Raw genomic sequence first — 16383 nt, forward strand, 5'->3', positions numbered from 1 at the left:
ATAATTAATTGAAAAATAAATTAGTGAATTTAGATACTCCTTTTTGTTCCCAGAATTTAGGAAAAAATAGACTTTCAATTTTTGTTGTAATTCCTTTTGGTTTTTTACCTGTAATATTTGTGTTTAAGGAGTTAGCAACGGTTAATAAAACTGAAGCATTTGCACCCATACCACAATGACTTCCAAAAACCTCTATATTTTTGATATCATTTCTTAAAGTTTCTGCTTCCATACAATGTTTCCAAGGTAAAAGTCCATCTGTTTTTGTGTAAATACAAGTAATTGGTACATCAGGAATTTCTTCCAATTCTTTTATAAATTTATCATTTCTTTCTCTTATTTTTTTACCTCTTAAAAACTCTAACATTCTTACTAATGGAGTATTCATGTTTTTTACGCCCCAAACAGGTGATCCAATAGTTATTAATTGAGCAACCTTATCAGGATATCTATTGGCTATTATTTTAGCGAAAATTCCACCACCAGACCAGCCAACAAGGTTTACTTTCTCTTGGTGTTTTTCGAAAATTTCATCTAATCTTTCTATCAGTTTTGGTAAATATTTTGAGTTAATCATATTAACACCTAATTCCCATTTATAGGTTTTAAATCCCACAGAGTTTAAATATTTTCTTACAAAAGTCGTAGATAAATCATTACCTAAATAAGGTGGCATCAGTAAAACCGGCTTGTTTTTACTTGCTTTGTGTTTTGGTATAAATGGATAAATTCCAAACATTGTAGTCCATTCAAATGCAGATCTTCCTTCTAATAAAACATTAAAGAGTGGAGGAGATTCAATCTGTTTGTTAATTATTTCAATTTGGTTTTTAAAAGTCAATAAAATTCTTGAAGAAACTGTATCTGTTCCTTTTTTGGTTGCTTTTATTTTATCAATTCTTTTAAGAACAATTAATAACGTTACATAATCTCTATCTGGCCCAAAATCTTCGCAAACAGAAATACATTCGTTCAATAATATATTAACATCTTTTTTAATTATTTTTTTATCATCTATAAGGCTAATAATCATTTTTTCAAAAGGATGACGTTCAAATTTTTGAACTACAATTTCTTTTGCTTTTAGAAGAGTCATTCCTTTAGACATGGCTACCTTCAGAGCAATATTTGTAAATGATGTATATAATATTTTATTGTTTTCCATAAATTAATTTGCGGTTTCTACTTTGGTATTTAGCCAATTAATAACGTCTTGTTCTACTTCTTTTTTGTTTACTTCATTCAGCATTTCATGCCTTCCGCCCTTATATAATTTTAAAGTAAGGTCTTTAATACCCGCTTTCTTGTAGTTTTTTACAACTCTTTTTACCCCTTCTCCCATTTCTCCAACAGGATCTTTATCACCAGAGAAAATAAATATTGGTAATTTTTTTGGTGTTTTTTTAAAAGTATATTGTTTGTTAATTTTTTTACTTCCTTTTAAAATGTCTAAAAAAACACTTAAAGAAAAATCTTCTATTCTGTATGGATCAGCTTCAAATATGTCAACTTCATTTTCATCGCGACTAATCCAATCTACTTTTGTTCTGTTTGGTTTAAATTTTTTATTGAATTGAGTAAAAAATACCGACTTCAATAATTCATTACTTCTATTTCGTCCTTTAAAAGTACTTATTACTTTTGTACTAATAAGCCCGAAAGTACCAAGACCTTTCATGAAACTTGCGGTGCCAGAAAGTATTAAAGCTTCAAGGTCATTACCATATTTTGTAACATATTCTCTACTTAATAATGATCCCATACTATGACCAAAAAGAATTATTTTTTTATTTGGATGTTCATTTTTGATTATTTCTGTTAGTTGACGCATGTCATTTATTGCGTCATTAAAGTAATTATCACCATCATAAAAACCTAAATCTTTTATATTCTCTACGGATTTACCATGAACTCTGTGGTCATTTGCATATACTACATAACCATCATTTTGAAGCACTTTTGCAATAGAATGATAGCGGCCAGCATGTTCGCCAACTCCATGAGAAATTTGAACAACACCTTTTATTGGTTTTTTACTTGTCTCCCATTTATAGTAAAAGATGGTTTCTTCATCTTTTGTTTTATATGTATCTGTAGTATACATCATTTATTTCTTCTCTAAAAAACTTGAAATTAATTTAATGAAGGTATTTGTATCTTTTTTTGTTCCTTCAAAAGTTATTCGTTCTTGAATTTGAAGTTCTTCAATTAACAGTTTTCCTTTAAATAAATCAAATAAAATGGCATCATCAATAATAATGTTTAGGTTCGCTTTAGAAGTCTTTCTTTTTGTTAATGAAACTTCTTTTTTAGAGAAATCTAAAGTCCAGTATGCTTTATTGCTGCCTTGATGAATTTCGAAATTATAAATAGCTTTTCTCGATTTATTTAAAGAAGTGTTTTCTTTTAAATGTTTTCTAAAAGCAGTAAAGAAAGAAGCGCTTTTAAATTTAATAATTTTTTCTATCGTTTTTTCTTTACCTTTTTTAAGAATAATTTCTTCAAGCTCATTAGCAGATTCTCTAATATAACGCGAAAACTTATCTGCATCTGGCATTGTTTTAGCATCGGAAGTTGTTGTAATTGTAACTTGTCCGTTGTAGCTAAATGCTGCGATTATCAATCCGAAACCATCTAAAACGGGTGTCAATCCAAAAATACCAACTATTTTATGACCTTTAATATAAAGTAATCCTTTTGGGCCAGGAACATTAGTTATAGTTACATTAAAAGGAGGTCTGTGGAACTCTTTAATATTGTATTTACTATATAAACCGGCAGCTAAATTTGCCAAACCAAAAGGAACTGCATCTGCCATTTTAGCTAAAGCTTTTGCGCCTACTGCTTTATGTCTTGTTTTCCCTAAATTTGTTTGATCTTGTATGTACTCTAATCTTTCTATAGGATCTTTAATATGTGTGGCAATTCTTACCATCATATTAGAAATCTGATTGTTCATTTTTTGTTTTTCGCCTTTAACGCGAATCGAAATAGGAACATTTGCTACCAATGGTTGTGCAGGGAGCTCATCTCTTTCTTCTAAATATCTTCTAATTCCTCCAGCGCAAATAGCTAAAATGATATCGTTTATACTAACCTCCATTATTTTACGAAGCGTGTTTATTCTATCAAAAGATAAAATAGCTGTACCCCAAGTTCTTTTGGGTGAAATGGAATTGTTGAAAATTGTTTTCGGAACCGGAAATGTGTTTTTTTGAAAAGTTTTTTTATTTTTTAATTGTGCTGATAACTTCCCTTTCATCATGGAAACTGCAGTTTCACTAATTAATTTCGGAATTTTTAAAGGGTTTTTAAAAAAACCATATGTACTTTTTAAAAGTAAACTTAATTCATCTGGTAATGGTTCTGGATCAAATGGTTTAGGTTTCGACGGTTTCGTATTTTTACCATCATTTTCTTTATCAAAAAGAATTCCCATAATTCCTACACCAGAACTACCGTCTATCATTACATGATGTACTTTTGTTACAATGGCAACAGAACCTTTTGGTATATGAGAGATTTCATCTAAACCTTCAATAAAGTAAACAGACCATAATGGTCTTTTTAAGTCTAAAGAGCTACTAAATATATTAGAAGTTAGATCTCTTAAAGTTTTCCAGTTTGCTGGATCTGGTAGTTTTACACGATTTAAATGTAAATCAATATCAAAATTTGGGTCATCTACCCAATAAGGATAATCTAACTTTAGCGGAACATTTAAAAGTCTTTTTCTAAATTTTGGAATTAAATGAAGTTTAGATGCAACTAATTCTTTAAAATCATCAAACTTTAATGAGTCTTCTACAATTGTTAAGGTTGCAATATGCATTGGACTAGAAGGTGAGTCTGCATATAAAAAAGTTGCATCTTGTCCCGATATTTGTTGTGCAGACGTTTCTATTGCGTCCTGTAGAAGTTCAGTGATTACCTTTTTTGCCATTTATTTAAATAAATTTAACTGACTCTATAAGTCAAAAATTGATTAAAAAATTGTTGCAAGATATATACGCAACTCTGCAAGATAAATAAAAATCATCAGATTTAATAGCTAAATATGAATTTAGCGAAATCGATTTAAATTTGAGGTTAAAAATATTTTTAGATAAGAAATAAGTATTCTTTTTTTCTTTATTTGTTTTTAAATGAACACTTTTAATTGGTTTAATTTTGAAAAAGAATATTTAATTTAAAAGAATAAAAAAAAGCCTCAAAATAAATTGAGGCTTTTTAATCTTAGAGCCAATGGAGGGACTCGAACCCACGACCTGCTGATTACAAATCAGCTGCTCTAGCCAGCTGAGCTACATCGGCTTTTAATTAAGAGTTGGCAAATTAAACACTAAAATTAAAACTGAGCAAGAAAAAAACAATAAATTATAACAAAAAAAACTTCAATAAATATTGAAGCTTTTTAACGATAAAATATTTTTCTACATGCTGTAGAAAAACTGCTCATTTATTATTTTTCCTGCTTGTACTTCAAAGACACAAACTTCTTCCATTTGTTGTCTTCCTCTACTTTTAAAAGTTACATCGAAGCTCATTTTACTTGTAAAATGGTTATTTGCAATAATTGGCTCGGGTGTTTCATTGCTATGAAATTCAACAACATCTTCTAGCCATTGCTTGCTTTTTTCTAAAGCATTTTATTTGCCAGAAACAAATTCTCCATGAGGAGCACCAGGTATTTCTTTACTAACTACATTTTCTGCATATAATTCATTAATGCATTCTAAATTTACCATTTAGACACATTTCTTTCCATTTTGTTGCTACTTCGAGTGTGTCATTATATTTTTATTTTTTATTGATTGTCTAAGTTTATGAAAAATAAAATAATTAATTTTTAGATTGAAGTTTCTTTTGTTTTTTAACTCATTTTTTATAGCAGAATGCTTGTAATTATAATCTTTAAAAAATCTATACAGTGTCTGTTTTTTTAGACAACTCTTTTAAAATAATTATAGGTATAATTCAGAAGATTAAAAGTAAATAATCCATTTTTATAAATAGCTGATTAATACGTTCTAATTCTTGATGAATAAAACTTGTTCCAGCTTCTTGTAATAACTTTATTATTTGAATTTAAAGAAGGGGAAGATCTACAATTATCTTGTGAATAAACTTTTCTTAAACAATTAAATATAATGTTTAATTTAAATGTCTTGTAATTTTAGAACTTAATGGTTTTGTAATAGAGAAGTAATAATCTATTAATTTACCTTCTGGAGAAACTATATATTTTTGAAAGTTCCATTTTACAGATGAACTTTTTTTACCATTTAATTTTTTGGAAGTTAGCCAAGCATATAACGGGTGTTGATTGGTGCCTTTTACATCAATCTTTTCTGTAATAAGAAAAGAAACGCCATAATTTACTTCACAAAATTCTTGTATTTCACTTGCGGTTCCTTGTTCTTGTTGGCCAAATTGATTGCAAGGAACACCAATAACTACAATTTTATCTTTGTAAGTTTTATGAAGTTCTTCTAATTCTTTATACTGTGGTGTAAAACCACATTTAGAAGCTACGTTTACAAATAATATAAATTTGTTTTTATAGTCTGATAGTTCAATGGATTTACCTTGTAAACTGCAGATTTTTATGCTGTAAATAGAGTTGTCCATTTTAGTTTAGGGTTATATAGAAAAGTTTTTAGTTATTTATTTTCTGCCTTTTAAACGTTTTTCTATCTTTTGTTTAACAGTTGTTAATCGCTTCATTTGGTCCATGATTTCCGGATCTTTTTCCACTTTATATACTTCATTCAGTTCTAAAATTAAAGCTTTTACCTCTCTAGAAGCTAAAATTCTATCACTTGTTGTTTTAAATGAGAACTTTCTATTCTCAAACTCTTCTGCTCTTTCTAATAAATTCATTCTATTAACTTGTCTTTTTTTATAATTTTTCCAATATAATTATAAAACTTAAATAAGCAACGTAAATTTGAATTAATTATGCAGTTAATGGTTTTCCTTTTAAGCGTCTTTCAATTCTTTGCTTTATTACAGTTAGACGTTTCATGATGTCCATAATTTCAGAATCTTTGTTTTCTTTATAAACTTCATTCAAACTTAAAATTAAAGATTTTGCCTCTCTAGCAGCTAAAACACGGTCACTAGTTGTTGGAAATCTCATTTTTCTAGTTTCAAATTCTAATGCTTTTTTTATTAATTCCATTATTTATTATTTATGTTATATTATCTTGTTTGAATTCTACGTTATTTTTTCTAACATTTTTTATTTCAATCAGAAATAATATGTTTTTTTAAAGAAAATAGGTTTTATAGTTTTCAGGTTATTTGGTTCAATTACTGTACCATATAATTCTAAATTAATAGATTTTATTGATAGTTTTATAAAGATTTTAAATTTTACTATTTACTTGAAATTTTAACTAAAAAAGAAAAAAAACAGTTCTAGTTTCTGTTACTTTAGTTTTTGAACTATAGTAACAAGCGAAATTTTAATAAAATAAAAAAAACCCTCCAAATCTTAAGATTTAGAAGGTTTAGTCGGGGTGGCAGGATTCGAACCTGCGACCTCCTCGTCCCAAACGAGGCGCGATGACCGGGCTACGCTACACCCCGAAAATGATTGCTCATTTAAGGATTGCAAATATACATCCTTTTTATAAAAAAGCAACCAATTTATTAATTATTATTAAATGTAATTAATCGATTAAATCTAACTATATTTTCATTGTTAAAACTTATAAACATTCGCTTTTATAAGTGTTAAAAAACTATATTTTTACAATTCTAAATTCGATAGAAAATATTATGTCAGATACAATAGAAAAAATAAAATGTTTAATTATAGGTTCTGGACCTGCGGGTTATACAGCTGCAATTTATGCTGCTAGAGCAGATATGAAACCTATTATGTATACAGGGTTACAAATGGGGGGACAATTAACAACGACTACAGAGGTTGATAATTTTCCGGGATATGCAAATGGTACGGATGGTACGGCAATGATGAATGATTTACAAAAACAAGCAGAGCGTTTTGGTACTGAAGTTCGTTTTGGAATGGTTACTAAAGTAGAATTAAGTGAAGTGGTTGGCGGAATTCATAAAGTTATTGTGGATGAGTCTAAGCATATTGAAGCTGAAACTGTAATTATTTGTACTGGAGCAACTGCAAAATATTTAGGAATTGAAAGTGAACAACGTTTAATTGGTGGTGGAGTTTCTGCTTGTGCAACTTGTGATGGTTTTTTCTATAAAGGACAAGATGTTGTTGTTGTTGGGGCAGGAGATACTGCTGCAGAAGAAGCTACTTATTTAGCAAATATTTGTAATAAAGTAACAATTTTAGTTCGTAAAGATTTTATGAGAGCTTCTAAAGCGATGCAACATAGAGTGAATAAAACGAAGAATATTGAAGTTTTATACAATACAGAGATAGATGAAGTTATAGGATCTAATGTTGTTGAAGGTGTTAGGGCTATTAATAATCAAACAAAAAAAACAACTGATATTGCTGTAACTGGTTTGTTTATAGCAATTGGTCATAAACCTAATTCAGATTTATTTAAAGGAGTTTTAGATATGGATGATGTTGGGTATTTAATTACAAAAGGAAAATCTACTAAAACAAATTTACCTGGAGTTTTTGCAGCTGGAGATATTCAAGATAAAGAATATAGGCAAGCTGTTACTGCTGCTGGTACAGGTTGTATGGCAGCTTTAGATGCAGAACGTTATTTAGGTGCTTTAGAGTAACAACAAATAATAAAATAAAAAAAAGAGATTACTTTATAAGTAATCTCTTTTTTTTATTTTAAGAAAAATTATTAAGCTACTACAGAAGCTTTCATAGATTTTCTGTAAGTAAAAGAATTAAATATATTTCTCTTACCAAAATTATTCATAGATTTTGCGTTTACAAATTTCCCAAAAAGTATTTTGCTAACACCAAAGAATTCGTATTTATTACCATCTGTAAAAGTAACTTCTAACAGCATACTTTTATGATGCCAATCAGCAACTTGAAATTCTGTAATAGTAGTTTTGTAAGCATCTAAATTTGCTGCTTTTGTTTCAGGAGCAATACTTACTAGAAAATGATACCCATCAATAATTTGAGTACTCATAATATCTGCTTCTTCTTTTTTAGCTTCATCAGTAAATTTATCTGGATGCCATTCTTTTACTAAGCCTCTGTAAGACTTTTTTAATTCTTTTAGATCAATAGCTCCTTCTACTTTAAAAAGTTTTTTATATTCTTTTATACGTTTCATTCTTGTGTTTTCAAATTGCGTGCAAAAGTATTGATATTAAATGAATTATGATACTTATGTTGGTGAAATTTTTTAAAGATTTTTATTTAGAGAATTATCATAATTTTCAATGGCATTAATAATCAATTTTACAGCATCTATATAAAATTCTTTGTTGATATTCTCAAAAGTATCTGTTGGTTTATGATAATCTTTGTGATCTTCGACACCAAAATAAATAAATGGAATTTTTTCTTTATGAAAAATTCTGTGATCAGAAGAAAAAGTCCAATCTTCTAACTTTTTATTTTTTGGATTATCATGACCAAACAACAATGTAATTGGTGATTCTATGTTTTCTATAGGTTTTTTTAATTGCGGGTAATGATACAAACCAGCAGCAAATAATCTTAAAGAATCGTTGTGTGCAATCATATCCATATTAATGTTTAGAACAATGTCTTGCTTATTTTTATAGTTTTTCAACCAATAATCTGCACCTAAAGAACCAATTTCTTCAGCATCGACTGCTGCAAAAACTAATGTATGTTGTGGTTTGTTTTTCTTGAAATATTCTGCAATTGCAAACAAAGCTGCAGTTCCTGAAGCATCATCATCTGCACCATTATAAATTTTCCCACCTTTAATTCCTAAATGATCTAAATGACCAGTAATTACAATGGTTTTTTTAATTTTTCCTGCTATTTTTCCAACTACATTTCCACCAATCACGGTAGTATCTGTAACATTAGAAAAATCTTCATTCGCATTTTTTATGGGAAACATTCTTTGTCTTCTTTTTCCAGAAAAAGTATATGGAAATTCCTGAACATATTCATGTCCAGCTATTTTTTCTAAACCAATTTCCTTAAATTGATTGGCAATAAATTGTTGCGCTTTATAATTTCCTGGTTTCGAAAAACCTCTTCCTTCTAAAGAATCATGTGAAAGAATTTTAATGCTTTCTAAAAGCATTGCGTTGTTAATAGTAATTGTTTTATCAGTATTGCAACTTATAATTGCAATCGTAAAAAGGAATAATAATAAAAATTTGGTTTTCATAGTTTGTTAGTTTTTAATTAAGAAGAACAAGTTTTACAAGCCTAACTCATGCCTTTCTTTTGTGTCTTTTACTCCATTTTTGTTCCAATAAGGAGATAAAATGGTTTTTATTTTTTCTGCTTTTGTTGTTCTTTTTTTTCCTCTTTTAGTGTATGTTTCTTCCCAACTTTCAATAGTATGTGGAAAATCTTTAATCAATTTTATAGTTATTTTTCTTTTTAACGTAGGATAATATACCGAGAAATTAATAAACTTTCCTTTTTCTATCAAATTTACTTCTGCATCATAAGCTTTAATTTTTTGATGATTCAAAGCTAAAAACTCAAAAGAAGGAATTACTTTATATCTCCCTTTTTTTATTGAATAAGGATTAATTCTTAACATATTCCAAAAATCATTTTCTAAAGGATCTTTTTTTAAGGATACTTTTTTATCTGAATTACTTTCAAAATATGAATGAAAATCGATCTCAAACGTATCTTTATTATTTAATTGAATAAATGTATTTCCACACCACTCTTGTGCAGAAAAGCTAGCTTTTATTGCTTGTTTTTTAATGTCGATAGGAGAGAAGGTGCTCGTCATTATAGAATATGGATAAATTCCTGTTGTAAACTTTTTGGTGCTATTTAGTTTTAATATTGGAATGTTTTTAGCATTTCTAGAATCTGCTTTTACTTGTTTAACTGGAAGGAAATCTTCAGTAACATAAATATTTACAGCAGTTCCTTCGTAAACACCTCCATATCTTGCTTGTGTTAATTTGTAAGAAGTTATTTCTGCTTTTCCTTTGTACCAATACTCATTAAATTTTGAGCCTTTTTTGATGCTATTTATTTTTGATACTGATTTATTTGCATCAATATTTGAACAAAAAATGAATAAAAGACTTGTAATTATTGGGATAGAAATTTTCATATATGATTTCATTTTAAAGGAATTTGGACTAATCTACAACAAAACCAAAATTAATAGGAATAGAAAAATAGAATTAACAGTTTTTATATATAAAAAAAGACCATCAATTAAGATGGTCTTTTAAACAAACAACTAATTCTTAAAACTTGATATTTTAAGAAAATTTTAAATATTGTTAGAAGCAGTATTTATTTTCTGCTTTCAATTTTTCTGCAATTAAGTTACGCAATGCAACTACATTAGGATAATTGGCATATTTAGTAAAACGCTTTAAGCCCATTAATAACATACGTTGTTCATCACCTTCTGCAAAAGAAATAACTCCTTCTCTACCATTTTTATCAATAATTTCTACAGCGTTGTATAGATATAATCTTGCCATTGCAATTTGACCTTCTTGCTTCTCTTCACCAAAACGTTTAACGTTTTTCTCTGTACGTAATAATGTAGATTCTGCCATATACACTTCGTTTAAAATGTTTGCTGCAGCCATTAACAATTGTTGGTGTTTATCTAAATCTGGTCCAAATTTTTGAATTGCAGAACCTGCAACCATTAAAAAGACTTTCTTTAATTTAGCAATCATTTCTTTTTCTTCAGCAAATAATTCTGAATAATCTGGAGTATCAAAAGATGGAATTCCCATTAATTCATTTCCTACTTCAGTTGCAGGGCCTAATAAATCTACGTGACCTTTCATCGCTTTTTTTACTAACATACCAACAGATAACATTCTGTTAATCTCGTTAGTTCCTTCATAAATACGGGTAATTCTTGCATCTCTCCAGGCTGCTTCCATTGATGTTTCTTCAGAGAATCCCATTCCTCCAAAAATTTGAATCCCTTCGTCTGCACATGTTTGTATGTCTTCAGAAACTGCAACTTTTAAAATAGAGCATTCAATTGCATATTCTTCTACACCTTTTAATTCTGCTTCTGAATGAGAATTTCCTGCTTCTAAACGCATTGCAATTCTGTCTTCAATGTTTTTTGAAGCTCTATAACATGCAGATTCTCCTGCATAACAGTTTGTTGCCATTTCAGCTAATTTAGCTTTAATAGCACCAAAATTTGCAATTGGAGTTTTAAATTGTTTACGTTCTGTTGCATATTGTAAAGCAGTTTCTGTTACTCTTCTTTGAGAGTCAATACAGGCTGCAGCTAATTTAATACGACCAACGTTTAATGCATTTACAGCAATTTTAAATCCACCACCTCTTACAGATAACATATTTTCTGCAGGTACAATAGTGTCATTATAAAATACTTGACGAGTAGAACTTGCACGAATTCCTAATTTGTGTTCTTCTTCACCTAAAGTAATTCCATTAGGTTTTGCAGCATCATACTCAACAATAAAGCCAGTAATGTTTTTATCATCTTCAATACGAGCAAAAACAATCATCAAATTACAGAACCCTGCATTTGTAATCCACATTTTTTGCCCGTTTATTTTGTATGATTTACCATCTTCAGATAATGTAGCCGTAGTTTTACCAGAATTAGCATCAGATCCTGCGCCTGGTTCTGTTAAACAATAAGCTCCCATCCATTCTCCGGTAGCTAATTTAGTTACGTATTTTTTCTTTTGTTCTTCTGTGCCATATAAAGTAATTGGCATTGTGCCAATACCGGTATGTGCACCAAAAGCAGTACTTAAGGAACCATTTCCGCTAGAAATATATTCACAAGTAAGCATTGTAGAAACAAAGCCCATTCCTAATCCGCCATATTCTTCAGGAACAGAAACACCTAAGAAACCAAGTTCTCCAGCTTTTTTCATTACATCTTCAGTAAGCTTGAAATCTTTTGCTTCGAAACGGTCTCTATGTGCAATGATTTCACGCTCGCTAAATTCCTTAACGGCATCTTTCATCATTAGTTGTTCTTCTGAAAAATCTTCAGGAGTAAACACATCTTCACATGCAGTTTCTTTTACTAAAAACTGACCTCCTCTTAAAATTTCCTTCTCTTTTGCTTCCATTCTATATACTTTTAATCTTGATTTTTTGTTAATTTAAAAACTCGAAAATACCCGCAGCACCTTGTCCAGTACCAACACACATTGTTACCATTCCGTATTTTCCTTGCATGTTACGCTTGCGCATTTCATCAAATAATTGAACTGATAATTTAGCTCCAGTACAACCTAAAGGATGCCCTAATGCAATTGCACCACCATTTACGTTAATAATGTCTGCATCTAGGCCTAATTCACGAATTACAGCTAGAGATTGCGAAGCAAAAGCTTCATTTAACTCAATTAAGCTAATATCTTCTTGTTTTAATCCGGCTTGTTTCAATGCTTTTGGAATCGCAGCAACGGGTCCAATTCCCATAATTCTTGGAGGAACACCTGCAGCAGCATAACTTACCATTCTTGCAATTGGTTTTATGTTTAATTCCTTAACCATATCTTCACTCATAACCATTACAAATGCTGCACCATCACTTGTTTGTGATGAATTACCAGCTGTAACACTTCCGCCAGTTGCGAATACAGGACGTAAACGTTCTAAACCAGCAATGTTAGATCCTTTACGAGGTCCTTCATCTTTGTTTACAGTATATTTTCTTGTTACTTTTTTACCTTCAGCATTAACATATGTTTCTTCAACTTCAATAGGAACTATTTGATCTTGAAAACGATCTTCAGCTTGTGCCTTTAATGCTTTTAAATGAGAGTTTAAAGCAAACTCATCTTGATCTTTACGAGAGACATTATATTGGTCTGCAACAGCTTCTGCTGTGTTTCCCATTCCCCAATAATAATCTGCATGCCCTGCAGCAACAGTATTGTAGTTTAATTCTGGTTTAAAACCTGTCATTGGTACAGAGCTCATACTTTCTGCTCCACCTGCAATAATACATTCTGCCATTCCTGACTGAATTTTTGCAACTGCCATACCAATAGTTTCCAATCCTGAAGAACAAAAACGATTTACGGTTACACCAGGAACTTCTTCAATTTCTAACCCCATTAAAGAGATTAAACGTGCCATATTTAATCCTTGCGAGCCCTCTGGCATTGCATTACCAACAATTACATCGTCAATTCTTGTCTTGTCGAATTCTGGTAAATTTTTCATTAAATGTTGGATAGTTTCAGCAGCCAATTCATCAGCTCTTTTAAACCTGAACGCGCCTCTTTTAGATTTTGCTACGGCTGTTCTATATCCTTGTACTATATATGCTGTTTTCATAATTTTAGTTTCTTAAAGGTTTACCAGTTTTTAACATGTGTTGAATACGCTCTAATGTTTTGCGCTCTGTACATAAACTTAAGAACGCTTCACGTTCTAAGTCTAATAAATACTGTTCAGAAACTTTAGTCGGTTCTGATAAATCTCCACCAGCCATTACATAGGCTAATTTATTTGCGATTTTTTGATCGTGTTCTGATATAAATCTACTTGCTTGCATAGAATCTGTAGCTACCATAAATGCACCTAAAGCTTGCTTACCAAGTACTAATACATCATTACGAGTTGCTGGTTGTGTATAACCTGCTTCTGCCATTAAGATTGCATGTTTCTTTGCAACTGCAATTTGACGATCTTTATTAACAACAACAACATCTTTTCCTTTTTGAAGTAACCCTAAATCGAACGCTTCATAAGCAGAAGTTGCTACTTTTGCAGTACCAATTGTTAAGAAATTTTCTTGCAATACGTTTAATTGAACATCTCCTTTACGGAATGTGTCTGAAGCACGTAACGCCATTTCTTTAGAACCACCACCACCTGGAATAACACCTACTCCAAATTCTACTAATCCCATATAAGTTTCTGCTGCTGCAACAACTTTATCGGCATGTAATGAAATTTCACATCCACCACCTAAAGCCATTCCGTGAGGAGCAGAAATTGTTGGAATTGAAGAATAACGCATACGCATCATTGTATCTTGGAAATATTTTATAGCTTGGTTTAACTCTGCATATTCTTGTTCTGCAGCCATCATAAATATCATTCCGATATTTGCTCCAACAGAGAAATTTGCTGCTTGATTACCAACGATTAAACCTTGATAGTTTGTTTCAGCTAAATCAATTGCTTTATTAACTGCAGCTAAAACGTCTCCGCCAATAGTATTCATTTTAGATTGGAATTCTAAATTGATAATTCCATCTCCTAAATCTTCTATTACAGCACCAGAGTTTTTCCAAACTTCGTTTGATTTTCGGATGTTGTCTAATATGATAAATGAATCTTGACCTGGTTTTTTAATTTGCTTTTTTGAAGGAATGTCATAATAAAATGTAGCTCCTTCTTTTACTGAATAGAAAGAAGTTTCTCCTTTTTCTAACATTTCTGTAACCCAAGAGGCAACTTCATGTCCTTCAGCTTTCATAATCTCAACACCTTTGGCAATACCAACTGCATCCCAAATTTGAAAAGGTCCATGTTCCCAACCAAATCCAGCTCTTAATCCATCATCAATTCTATATAATTCGTCAGAAATTTCTGGAATTCTATTTTGAACATAGGCAAACATTGCTCCGAAAGACTTTCTGTAAAACTCACCAGCTTTATCTTTCCCTGCAACTAGTACTTTAAAACGATCCGTAACATTATCAATTGTTTTTGTCAATTCTAATGTTGCAAACTTTGCAGATTTCTTTTGTCTGTATTCTAATGTATTTAAATCTAATGTTAAAATGTTTCTTTTACCATTAGCATCTTTTGTCATTTTGTAAAAACCTTGTTTGGTTTTACTTCCTAACATTTTGTTTTCCATCATGTGGTTTACAAAATCAGGAATCACAAATTGCTCTCTCATTTCATCTTCGGGGCAATTGTCTTTTACACCATTTGCTGTATGAACCAATGTGTCTAAACCAACAACATCAATAGTTCTAAAGGTTGCCGATTTTGGACGACCAATAACTGGACCTGTTAATTTATCTACTTCTTCAACAGTTAAATCCATGTCTTTTACAACGTGAAATAAACTCATAATTCCGAAGATTCCAATTCTGTTCCCAATAAATGCTGGTGTATCTTTAGCTAAAACTGATGTTTTACCTAAAAATTTATCACCGTATTCCATTAAGAAATCAGTAACTGCAGGATCACAATTTGGTCCAGGAACAACTTCAAAAAGTTTTAAATATCTTGGAGGATTAAAAAAGTGAGTTACCGCAAAATGCTTTTGGAAATCTTCACTTCTTCCTTCATTCATAAATTTAATAGGAATACCAGAAGTATTAGAAGTAATTAAAGTTCCTGGAGTTCTGTATTTCTCTAATTTTTCAAAAACGATTTTTTTAATATCTAATCGTTCAACAACAACTTCCATTATCCAATCTACATCTGCAACTTTAGCAATATCATCTTCTAAATTACCTGTGGTAATTCTTTCAGCAAACTTCTTACTATAAATAGGAGAAGGTTTCGATTTTAATGAAGCTGTTAATGCATCGTTTACTAAACGATTACGAACAGTTTTGTCTTTTAACGTTAATCCTTTTGCTTTCTCTTTGTCGTTTAATTCTCTTGGAACGATGTCCAATAAAAGAACTTCTACGCCAATGTTTGCAAAGTGACAGGCAATACCAGATCCCATAATTCCAGAACCGATAATTGCTACTTTTTTAATTCTTCTTGTCATTTGTTATTGGTTTATTTATATTGCTTTTTAATTGATGTCTTCATAAATCTTTTTGTCAGCAATTAATTTATTTATAGTTGAGGTTACTTTAAAGAAAGATTCTAAATCTTGCTCTGTAACATTTTCTATTATCTTATTATTAAACTGAAAAACGTATCCTTTAGAAACTTCTCGCATTTCTTTACCATATTCTGTTAGTTTAACAATAACACTTCTACCGTCATCTGGGTTTTTTTTTCTACAAATAGCACCTTTATCTTCCATCGCTTTTAAAATACGCGAAAGGCTAGTTGGTTCCATTCCCATTAAAGGACCTAAAGAAGTAGAAGGTGTGCCATTATCTGCATCAATATTTAATAAAACAAAAGCTGTAGCCATTGTGCTTCCACGGTTTGCAGCTTGCTCATTATAGAGTTTTGCAACAGCTTGCCACGTTGCTCTTAATTGATGATCTATCGATTTATCTTTATCCATTGCCTCAAAGATATAAAAATTTATTATGCACGCATAGTAAATTACGAAAAAAGTTATGCATGCATAGTAAATTTATTTTTTTTAC

The 16383-nt window shown here is 30.4% G+C and carries 14 protein-coding genes, 2 tRNA genes and 1 pseudogene; 1 reads left to right on the top strand and 16 read right to left on the bottom strand.

Going from position 1 to position 16383, the window contains the following annotated elements; all coding sequences use genetic code 11:
• Positions 1–4 precede the first annotated feature (4 nt).
• The 9 genes and pseudogenes from V3V28_RS14155 to V3V28_RS14195 all read right to left on the bottom strand — a co-directional run bounded on the left by V3V28_RS14155 (position 5) and on the right by V3V28_RS14195 (position 6594).
• Complete coding sequence (locus V3V28_RS14155) at positions 5–1165, bottom strand: alpha/beta hydrolase (RefSeq protein WP_331365667.1); 1161 nt, start codon at positions 1163–1165, stop codon at positions 5–7.
• 3 nt (positions 1166–1168) lie between these two features.
• The gene (locus V3V28_RS14160) at positions 1169–2107 is read right to left on the bottom strand and encodes an alpha/beta hydrolase (RefSeq protein WP_331365668.1); all 939 of its coding nucleotides are present in this window, start codon (positions 2105–2107) and stop codon (positions 1169–1171) included.
• Complete coding sequence (locus V3V28_RS14165; RefSeq protein WP_331365669.1) at positions 2108–3943, bottom strand: WS/DGAT/MGAT family O-acyltransferase; 1836 nt, start codon at positions 3941–3943, stop codon at positions 2108–2110.
• A 297-nt stretch (positions 3944–4240) separates the two neighbouring features.
• A tRNA-Thr gene (locus V3V28_RS14170) sits at positions 4241–4314 on the bottom strand.
• Positions 4315–4433: 119 nt separating this feature from the next.
• Positions 4434–4580 (bottom strand): annotated as a pseudogene (locus tag V3V28_RS14175) (SnoaL-like domain-containing protein); the annotation flags it as partial.
• A gap of 574 nt (positions 4581–5154) precedes the next feature.
• Complete coding sequence (locus V3V28_RS14180) at positions 5155–5631, bottom strand: glutathione peroxidase (RefSeq protein ID WP_331365670.1); 477 nt, start codon at positions 5629–5631, stop codon at positions 5155–5157.
• Positions 5632–5667: 36 nt separating this feature from the next.
• Positions 5668–5883, bottom strand: a complete 216-nt coding sequence (locus tag V3V28_RS14185; protein WP_331365671.1) for a hypothetical protein — start codon at positions 5881–5883, stop codon at positions 5668–5670.
• Between the two features lie 76 nt (positions 5884–5959).
• The gene (locus tag V3V28_RS14190) at positions 5960–6184 is read right to left on the bottom strand and encodes a hypothetical protein (RefSeq protein ID WP_331365672.1); all 225 of its coding nucleotides are present in this window, start codon (positions 6182–6184) and stop codon (positions 5960–5962) included.
• Positions 6185–6519: 335 nt separating this feature from the next.
• A tRNA-Pro gene (locus V3V28_RS14195) sits at positions 6520–6594 on the bottom strand.
• A 192-nt stretch (positions 6595–6786) separates the two neighbouring features.
• Between V3V28_RS14195 and trxB the strand changes: the two genes are divergently transcribed.
• Positions 6787–7734, top strand: a complete 948-nt coding sequence (gene trxB / locus V3V28_RS14200; protein WP_331365673.1) for a thioredoxin-disulfide reductase — start codon at positions 6787–6789, stop codon at positions 7732–7734.
• Between the two features lie 71 nt (positions 7735–7805).
• Here the strand turns inward: trxB and V3V28_RS14205 are convergent, their stop codons facing one another.
• From V3V28_RS14205 to V3V28_RS14235, 7 genes are all read right to left on the bottom strand, one after another.
• Positions 7806–8252, bottom strand: a complete 447-nt coding sequence (locus tag V3V28_RS14205) for a KTSC domain-containing protein (RefSeq protein WP_331365674.1) — start codon at positions 8250–8252, stop codon at positions 7806–7808.
• A 72-nt stretch (positions 8253–8324) separates the two neighbouring features.
• Entirely contained in the window at positions 8325–9293 is a 969-nt protein-coding gene (locus V3V28_RS14210) for a M20/M25/M40 family metallo-hydrolase (protein ID WP_331365675.1), read from the bottom strand.
• A gap of 33 nt (positions 9294–9326) precedes the next feature.
• Positions 9327–10211, bottom strand: coding sequence for a septum formation inhibitor Maf (locus V3V28_RS14215; protein ID WP_331365676.1), 885 nt, complete (start codon positions 10209–10211; stop codon positions 9327–9329).
• A gap of 175 nt (positions 10212–10386) precedes the next feature.
• Positions 10387–12195 (bottom strand): acyl-CoA dehydrogenase family protein, encoded by a 1809-nt coding sequence (locus V3V28_RS14220; RefSeq protein ID WP_331365677.1) that lies wholly within the window; start codon positions 12193–12195, stop codon positions 10387–10389.
• Between the two features lie 28 nt (positions 12196–12223).
• On the bottom strand, positions 12224–13414 hold the full coding sequence (locus tag V3V28_RS14225; protein WP_331365678.1) for an acetyl-CoA C-acyltransferase: 1191 nt from the start codon (positions 13412–13414) through the stop codon (positions 12224–12226).
• Between the two features lie 4 nt (positions 13415–13418).
• On the bottom strand, positions 13419–15824 hold the full coding sequence (locus tag V3V28_RS14230; protein ID WP_331365679.1) for a 3-hydroxyacyl-CoA dehydrogenase/enoyl-CoA hydratase family protein: 2406 nt from the start codon (positions 15822–15824) through the stop codon (positions 13419–13421).
• Between the two features lie 27 nt (positions 15825–15851).
• A complete protein-coding gene (locus V3V28_RS14235; protein WP_331365680.1) occupies positions 15852–16298 on the bottom strand; it encodes a MarR family winged helix-turn-helix transcriptional regulator in 447 nt (148 codons plus the stop codon).
• Positions 16299–16383: the final 85 nt, after the last annotated feature.

It is taken from the genome of Polaribacter sp., assembly GCF_036480315.1.
In the GTDB taxonomy this organism is placed as follows: Bacteria; Bacteroidota; Bacteroidia; order Flavobacteriales; family Flavobacteriaceae; genus Polaribacter.